The sequence below is a fragment of the Pseudarthrobacter humi genome, assembly GCF_024294965.1.
In the GTDB taxonomy this organism is placed as follows: domain Bacteria; phylum Actinomycetota; class Actinomycetes; order Actinomycetales; family Micrococcaceae; genus Arthrobacter; species Arthrobacter humi.
The window spans coordinates 52157-59841 of sequence record NZ_JANCLV010000018.1; the positions used below are offsets into that span (position 1 = coordinate 52157).

Below are 7685 nucleotides of genomic sequence, written 5' to 3' on the forward strand. Positions count from 1 at the left end.
GTCTGATGGACACCGACACCGCATCGTCGCGCTGCGTACCGTGGCCTCGGCCCTTCAGCTGGACGAGGCTGAGCGGGCACGTGGTGACGTCTTGCCGGCAACATGCTGGGACGGACCCTGCACTCCGAGGTATTTAACTCAGCTGTGTCGTCTGGTGGGGACAGTCCGGGCCGGCTGCCGAGCCGGGCACGCTACATTTTCCTGGATCCGCGCGCAGCCGACTTCTACCCCGACTGGGACGCAATCGCTGCCATCATGGTCGCGATGCTTCGCCTGGAATCCGGCCGGAATCCCACGACCGGGCGCTGAACGAACTGGTCACCCCCACCGAGCAGGCCAACAACTCCGGCAAGAAGGTCTGGTTCATCACCGGCGCCGGGCGCGGCATGGGCACCGCCGGGTTCTTCGAGGAAATCACCCCTAGGATTTCCGAGTCGCGGACATCGGCCTGAACGGAGGCCTGGGTGACCAGACCGGCGCCCACCGTGAACTCTCGAGCAACCTCGCCCTCGCCGACTTCTGACAAAAGGGCTCCATGGGGCCGGGCACCAAGCTCCCCAGCCTCGGCCACACCACCTGCGACTACCTCAAGCAGGCCTTCGCCCGCAGGCCGAGGGCCTCGTCGACGGCGGCTGGTCGGCGCTGCAGGGGCCCGGATAAACGCACGAGGAGGGCAACGCATCACCGGTTTATGGCCTGCTCTCCGGCCCTATCGGAATAACGATGGACGGCCTATCTTGGTCTGATACAGACCAAGGAAAGGAACAACGATGTTCACCTTGCAGATCAGCTATCCAGTCCGGGACTACGAGGCCTTCAAGAAGGTATTCGATAGCGATCCTGCAGGCCGCGCCGCCTCGGGCGCCAGGTCTGTCCGGCTGTTCCGGGATACGGACGACGAGAACAGCGTGGCCGTGCTCCTGGACTTCGACACGAAGGATGCTGCGACCGTCTTTCTGGAACGGCTCCGCAGCGAGGTATGGGACAAGCCCGAGGTGATAGGGCAGTTGATGACGGAAGCGCCCACTGCAAGGATCCTGGAGGAGACGGCCCGCGAGGGTGAGGGTGCGGGCTGACCGCTCAGTATCCGGGGTTCCGCCGAACCACTTCATTGCGGCCGACTGGGCCAAAAATGGGAAGCTGTCCGGCACTGACGCAAACGGTCGACGGCGGGTGCCCCCTCCGTCGACCGTGGTCGGGACGTTCCGGGCCTGACACCAACCGGCCAACTTGCCATCGTCGAAGCGCCCCGAGGACCCGTCTTTACGTAAGCGGCCGCCAAAAGGCAGGACCCTTTCAGGGTCCTGCCTTCGACGGGTGCGGATGCACGCTCCTGCGCCCGTCTTTCGGGCTAGCACCACGCCACCTGCGTACGTCATCAGCTGCTTGTAGACGCGCTGACGGTCGTCCTCGCGGGCGTTGGCCACCACCAGGGCGCCGTCCGTGGAGAAGGGCGAGACGTCCACAACCGTGGCGGCAAGCCGGCGACTACCTCTAGGCGGGGGAAGGCGGCAGACCGGACCGAGGAACGCTTGGGGAACGGTCGCGACCTACCGTTAAGCCAGAAATCGGAAAGGAGGTGAGAGCAATGGCAGACCACTATGCCTCAGGAACCTGGCAGGTGAAGCAGGGCAGCGATCAGGAATTCATAGACCGGTGGACGGAGTTCCTTCAGTGGTCCCGGGCGAACTACCCCTCGATCCTCGTGGCTAACCTCATTCGTGACCGACGTGTTCCCGGTCATTATGTTTCGTTCGCGGAGTGGACCGACGAGGCGTCCCGGGACGCGTGGAAGCAGAACCCGGAGTTCATGACCCACTTCGACGCCTGCGTTGCGCTGTGCGAGCACATGAGCGGTGCTGATTTCGACCGCGTAGCGACGGTGTAATCCATCTGTTTTGTTACCTGACCGCCCGCTGCCGGCCAGTGCGGCCGGCAGCGGGCGGACCCGGCTATGGCAATGTCCGCTCTCATGCGCGATCACACTTGTCCGGCCCAATGACGAACACGTTGCGAACGGTCTGGTTGTCCGCGGGCGTGCGGCTCATGGCTGTCTCTTCGATATCGGCGGCCCACCGTGAACTCCTTCGGGTGCGAGAACAGCACTCCCCATGAGTCTCCGAGCCAGTCATGGAAGCGGATGTCGCCGGCGGTCGTTTTGGCGGAGAATCGGGTGCGATCTCACCGAGTTGCAGTCCCATCATGTCCTCCTGGTCGTTTCAATGTGATGACGGAGCCAACTGGCTCGCCGTCACTTCTGACGGTAAGGCGACCCTGTTCCCCGACCGTTCCCCCAGCTACCATGAGGGCGTGGAGAGGTGCGCCGTCGTCATGCTGGGCGCGTTCGGCGTCGTAATTGACGGCCGGCCGGTTCCGGGCGACGCGTGGAAACGGACCAAGGCGGCGGGGCTCGTTAAGATCCTCGCCCTCGCGGAAGGGCACCGGCTGCATAGGGACGCCGTCGCCGATCTGCTCTGGCCCGATCTCGGCGCGCAGGCTGCCGCTTCGAACCTACGCAAGGCCATGCATTTCGCGCGCGCCGCCCTCGGCTCGCCAGACGCCGTTCAGGCGCATGGCGACCTGCTGGTGCTGCTGCCAGGCGCCGAGGTTTCCATTGACGCGGAGCGGTTCGAAGCGGACGGGCGCGCCGCGCTCGCCTCAGCGGCAGGGGTGTCCGAGGCGCTCGCCCTGTATCGAGGCGACCTGCTTCCTGATGATCGATTCGCCGTGTGGGCCGAGGACCCCCGCGATCGGCTGCGCACGCTGTACCTGCGTTTGCTCAAGGCCGCGGCGCGGTGGGACGACGTGGTCAAGGCCGAGCCAACGGACGAGGAGGCCCACCGCGCGATCATGGTTCGCGCGCTCGACGCCGGCGATCGCCAGGGCGCGATCCGCCAGTTCGAGCGACTCCGTCGGCGGTTGCGTGCCGACTTGGGCGTCGGCCCAGGAGCGGCGACGGTCGCGGTCTACGAGGAGGCCATCGCCGAGGACGGCCGACGCGCGGAGAATCGCACGCGGGTCACGTTGGCGCGAGCACTCATCGCCCTGAACAGTGGCGACCTCATCGAAGCCACGTCACACGCCCGGCGTGCACGCGAGCTGGCCATGGAAGCGGACCTGGGCCGAGAGATCGGCGAGGCCAGCGCAGTGCTGGCGATTGCGGCGAACATGCAGGACCGTTGGCCCGAGGTGTTCGAGGCCGAGTTCGTGGAGTTCACACGGCACGACTCCGCGCGCTCCGGGTACATTCTGGACGCACAGTTGTGCCTCGCCGAGTTCTGCCTGAGCGGGCCGGACGGGCACCGGAACCTTGCGCGGCGGGTAGCGCGTCTGCGCACGATCGCCGAACGGGCAGGCTCGGTGCGCGGCCAGGCGATCGCTGACCTGTTGCTGGGGGAGGCGGCACTCTTCTCCGGTGAGCTCGGCGACGCGCGCAGTCTGCTCCAGTCCGCGCTCGAGCTGCACCGGCGGGCCGGGGCGACGGCTGGCGAGATCGTGACGCTGCAACGACTGGCTGAGGTTGACCTCGCGCAGGATCGGCCCGAGGAGGCCGCTCGGGCAGCCAGCCGCGCACTGGCTGCCGCGGCGTCCACGTGGCTCGAGCCGCACCTCGTTGTACGCCTCTACGGAGTGCTCGCTGAGGCAGCCAGCTCTCCGGCGCAGGCGGTCCGCATCATAGAGAGAGCCGACGCCGCTCTGGCCGGGAGGAGCGTCTGTCCGCCGTGCTCGATGGGTTATCAAGTCGCCGCAGCGACGCATTACGCACTGGCCGGGAAGCTGGACGCCGCCCGACGCCGCCTCGCCAACGCCGAGCAGCTCGCAGGCATGTGGCCTGGCGGACCATGGCACGCCGCCCTTTGGGAAGCACGAGCCGTCCTGCGCCGGGCAGAGGGTCACGATGATCAAGCCATCGCCCTGTTTCGGGAGGCGGCAGCTAGTTTTGCCGAGCTCGGCAGGCGCCAAGACGAGCAACGCTGCCTGGCCCGAGCAGCACAAAGATCGCCAATGGCGACCGGAAAGTCCTTGGCCGGCTAGTTCCTGAGAGGCTTCGCTCCGCCGTGGGGGTGGAAAGTTTGCGGTTCCGTTGCGTGCTGCATTTCCCTGACTTGCTAGGTGATCATCGGACTCAGGCGGGCAAGTTCCAGCCAGATAGGCAGACGTTTCCGCGGCCGTGTCAGGTTGGGATTCAAGAGTGTCCGCTGGAGTCATTTTCCGACGTCGTCTGCACGGTCGCGCCTTGTCCGTAAGCGGAACCCTCTACGGGACACTCTCGCCTCACGACGGCTAGCTAGGCGTTATGGAACCCTGGGCATTGGTTCCGGAGAGGCACTTCTCATACGTTCGGGGGTCCACTCTCGCTGCTCTCCCTCTTTCGGCGTCGTGACTTGCGAATCTGCCGAGTTCCTTTCGGAGTGGTCTGTTGGTTGAAGGGGCATCGGTGCAGGAGTGGCCTTGCGCATCTGTTCCTCGGTCAGCGGGACGAATCTTGTGCCGCAGCTGGATGCAGTCGCAGAATCAGCGGAAGAAGCGCCCGATTCTGTTGAGTTGGTCGGAACCCGGACTGTCTCCCGGCACTCGCTTCGGTTGGCTATTTCTGTACCCTCACTAACTTCGGGGGAAGGCTCTGCAGATGGCAGTGGCGGCTGTTGGTGCCATTCTCCCTGCCCGTTATTGCCAGCGCTTCCGCAGGCGGTGACATTGAGGGAGAAAAACAGGACGCAAGCAGCAGTGAACCCGCGGATCTCTTTCGAACGTCCCATGCCCTGATTGTCCCGATACGCGGGTCACAAGAATAGGGGTCCAGTTTGAACCTCTAGTTTCGATCCGATCAATTTTTGACTTTGACTCAACGGAAAGGCCGGAGCTGATGCTCGGCTGCTCTGCTGTCCCATTTGGGAACCCTTATCGGCACACTTCGCCGCGTCGGTCTCCGACCTTGGTAGCGGCCACCGATATCTCGAGTGACCCGACTCTAGAAGTGCGAACTTGACCTAAGAATGGCCGCTCGTGGACTCGGGGCCCACGGGGTATTCGGTGCATGCGGACGTGCACCTAAACTTTTTCGGGTTCAGTGAAACCTTTTGGGCTTTGCCGGACACTAAGAGGCATGGGGAACAAGGGAGACAACGAAGAGGGGTTGTGGCGCCAGAGCCTTCTGGGCCAGGGGGACGCCTTTGGGGCCCTGTACGACCGGCATCGGGACAGGGTCTTCCGCCACGCGTACCGGCTCTGCGGGAATCACCACGACGCTGAAGACATCATGGCGGCCTCCTTCCTTGAGCTCTGGCGGCGGCGAAGGCAGGTCCGGGTCGTGGAAGGATCGATCCTTCCGTGGTTGCTGGTTACGACCACGAACATGGCACGCAACAGTGTCCGCGGCGCATTCCGCTACCAACGCCTCCTAAACGCCCTTCCCCGAACGGAGGATCTGAGCGACCCAACAGCAGATCGTTACAGGTCTTACCAGGACGATCTCGATCAGGACCTTGCACGGGCGCTGGCTACGCTGACGGCCAAGGACCTGCACTTGGTCACCCTGGTCGTTTTCGAGGACCACACCATCGTTGCAGCCGCCGCTGTCCTGAATCTGACCCCAGCCGCAGCAAAATCACGGATCCACCGGGCCCGCCAGCGCCTTCGAGCAGCTCTCAACGATAATGCATCCCCTAACCCGCCCACCGCTCCAACCCCAGTATTGGAAGGAGAACGGACATGAATCAGCTCCACGTCGACGACCGGTTCAGTGATGCCCTGCGGGCAGAACTCGTCTCCCAAGTAAAGAAGGAATCACCAGCTGCCAAAAGGAGGCGCATCAGGGTGTGGCTTGGTACCGGAACTCTGGCCGGGGCAGGACTGCTTGGTGTCGGAGCAGCGGCTGCCGGGCTTTTCCTCATCCCCGGAGGCGAAAAAGTCACACCGCTGGCTTCGCCCGTGATCACAACCTACGCCGGCACGGCAACCGTTGAGCTGGGCACTCCTCCCGAGGGAACCACGGGGATTCAAATGGAGCTTAGGTGCCTGACCCCTGGCTGGTTTGAGTTTCCAGACGGCGCCTCGAGCAGTTGCTCGGAGGAGGATGCGGCCAGCGACAGACTGGGCTGGAGCGGCTACACCATCAGCCTCGCCCCTGGCCAGGACAGCGTCACGATCAAGACCGGCCCCGAGGCCCGCTGGCAGCTTACCGCGGAGTATGTAAAGCAGGAACGGACACCCCTGGGTGTCAATGCCAAAGGTGAAACCTACGGTGTCGAAAGCCAGGAGAACGGAACCCCCGACCTGATTGCTGTGATGGCGACCAACGGGCAATCCGGGTACGCCTACGCCAGTGACCTGTACGGAGGTCCCATGCCCACCAGCCCGGAGGATGCCGTCAAGAACTTCAGTACCCCGCGCCCTCCCCGCGAGATCCCCGTCTTCAAAAGCGACGGAGAAACCCAGCTCGGCGTCTTCATGGCCGCCGGCTCCGGCGGTGGGACACCCTCCTACCCAACGCGCAGTGCCCCGCCAGGGTGAACCGATCATTCGCTGTTATCCCTGCGCTCCGCCGCATTATGCCGTTCCCCGATCCGCTCCGAGAGCGCCATCCTACGAAGTCGGGTACTCACCCTATATCCTCCGACCAGCGTCCACTTCAGAGGGAGCACAATGAAACGCATTAGGTTGTGGCAATGCCTGATTTCCTCCGTCCTTCTCACCATGCTGCTGACATCATGCGGTGGCCCAGTGACAGGAGGACCGGGGACTGCGGAACCCACGGCGAACCCCACCAGCTCGATCCCTGCTTCCACCAGCAGTCCCATTCCAAGCGGTGGCCCCTTCGCGTGCGTTGAGTTTGTCCGATTCGCGACCCCCCAGGACCAATACGACAACGCCGGCGTGGTGCTCATCGGAAAGTCCGTAAGCCGGGCCGGCGAAACCAGCATTTACGGTCACACGGCCACAACCCACCTTGTAGAAGTCGAGCAGGTACTCAAAGGGAATCCCGGAGAAGGGAACCTCCACATCACCTCCACGCCCCCGACCTGCACTGTCGGAGGATCCTACCCGGACGGCGATCCGCTCGATACAACTGAACGAGTCATCATCTTTGCCTCTAAGCAAGGCGACGGCTGGTTCACCATAACGCCAACACAAGGAGTCCTGCCTTTCTCCCAAGGCTCAGAGCTTCCCTTTCACTAGCGCGAGTCCGCGTTCCATGGCTTTGGAATCCGGAATCCGCTCTCTCAGCGGGGCGCTAAGAAGACCAGTCAAAATAATCAGAGGCCATGAGCCAACCACGTCCCGTTAGCCGGTCCCCCACCGGCGCAAGCGCCACCAAAAATTTCCGGATCACAATCGCCGGGTTTCCGCGGCCGCCCGATTCCCGTAACACCCGCCCGCAAAAATGCCCGGTGACGGGGGGATAAACGGTACATTCAACACCATGACCGGACTCCTCATCGGATATGCCCGCGTATCCACCAACGACCAAGACCTCACCGCCCAGAAGAATGCCCTGGCCGCTCTGGGAGTATCGTCGGAAAAGACGTTCACAGACCAAGGCCTGACCGGCGCCAACCGGGTGTTAACGCCAACCGAAAATAGGGCCAGGAACGCCAACTGAAAATAGGGCCACCGACCATTATGGAAGGTGATCAATTTGGATGATTGGGCGGAGATACGCCACCTGTTTTCGACGGGCAAGC

General features: G+C 63.6%; 8 protein-coding genes and 1 pseudogene. 7 read left to right on the forward strand and 2 right to left on the reverse strand.

Annotation, left to right across the window (positions count from 1 at the left end; all coding sequences use genetic code 11):
- Nucleotides 1-102 precede the first annotated feature (102 nt).
- A complete protein-coding gene (locus NFC73_RS21060; protein ID WP_372494690.1) occupies nt 103-309 on the forward strand; it encodes an MmyB family transcriptional regulator in 207 nt (68 codons plus the stop codon).
- Here NFC73_RS21060 and NFC73_RS18735 read toward each other — a convergent pair.
- Nucleotides 254-526, reverse strand: a complete 273-nt coding sequence (locus tag NFC73_RS18735; protein WP_254752691.1) for a hypothetical protein — start codon at nt 524-526, stop codon at nt 254-256. The genes NFC73_RS21060 and NFC73_RS18735 overlap by 56 nt on opposite strands.
- 244 nt (nt 527-770) lie before the next feature.
- Here NFC73_RS18735 and NFC73_RS18740 point away from each other — a divergent pair, with 244 nt between their 5' ends.
- Entirely contained in the window at nt 771-1076 is a 306-nt protein-coding gene (locus NFC73_RS18740; RefSeq protein WP_254752693.1) for a hypothetical protein, read from the forward strand.
- A 246-nt stretch (nt 1077-1322) separates the two neighbouring features.
- On the opposite strand, the pseudogene NFC73_RS18745 reads toward NFC73_RS18740, so the two are convergent.
- Nucleotides 1323-1481: pseudogene (locus NFC73_RS18745) on the reverse strand (SLC13 family permease); the annotation flags it as partial.
- 107 nt (nt 1482-1588) lie between these two features.
- Between NFC73_RS18745 and NFC73_RS18750 the strand changes: the two are divergent.
- The 5 genes from NFC73_RS18750 to NFC73_RS18770 all read left to right on the forward strand — a co-directional run bounded on the left by NFC73_RS18750 (nt 1589) and on the right by NFC73_RS18770 (nt 7603).
- Nucleotides 1589-1888, forward strand: a complete 300-nt coding sequence (locus tag NFC73_RS18750; protein WP_254752695.1) for an antibiotic biosynthesis monooxygenase family protein — start codon at nt 1589-1591, stop codon at nt 1886-1888.
- Nucleotides 1889-2202: 314 nt separating this feature from the next.
- A complete protein-coding gene (locus tag NFC73_RS18755; RefSeq protein WP_254752697.1) occupies nt 2203-4035 on the forward strand; it encodes an AfsR/SARP family transcriptional regulator in 1833 nt (610 codons plus the stop codon).
- Between the two features lie 1072 nt (nt 4036-5107).
- Nucleotides 5108-5716 (forward strand): RNA polymerase sigma factor, encoded by a 609-nt coding sequence (locus NFC73_RS18760; protein WP_254752699.1) that lies wholly within the window; start codon nt 5108-5110, stop codon nt 5714-5716.
- Nucleotides 5713-6513: a peptidase M56 family protein gene (locus tag NFC73_RS18765; protein WP_254752701.1), complete on the forward strand. Its 801-nt coding sequence runs from the start codon at nt 5713-5715 to the stop codon at nt 6511-6513. The genes NFC73_RS18760 and NFC73_RS18765 overlap by 4 nt, the downstream gene beginning before the upstream one ends.
- Nucleotides 6514-7423: 910 nt before the next feature.
- The gene (locus NFC73_RS18770) at nt 7424-7603 is read left to right on the forward strand and encodes a recombinase family protein (protein ID WP_372494691.1); all 180 of its coding nucleotides are present in this window, start codon (nt 7424-7426) and stop codon (nt 7601-7603) included.
- The last annotated feature ends 82 nt before the right edge of the window (nt 7604-7685 follow it).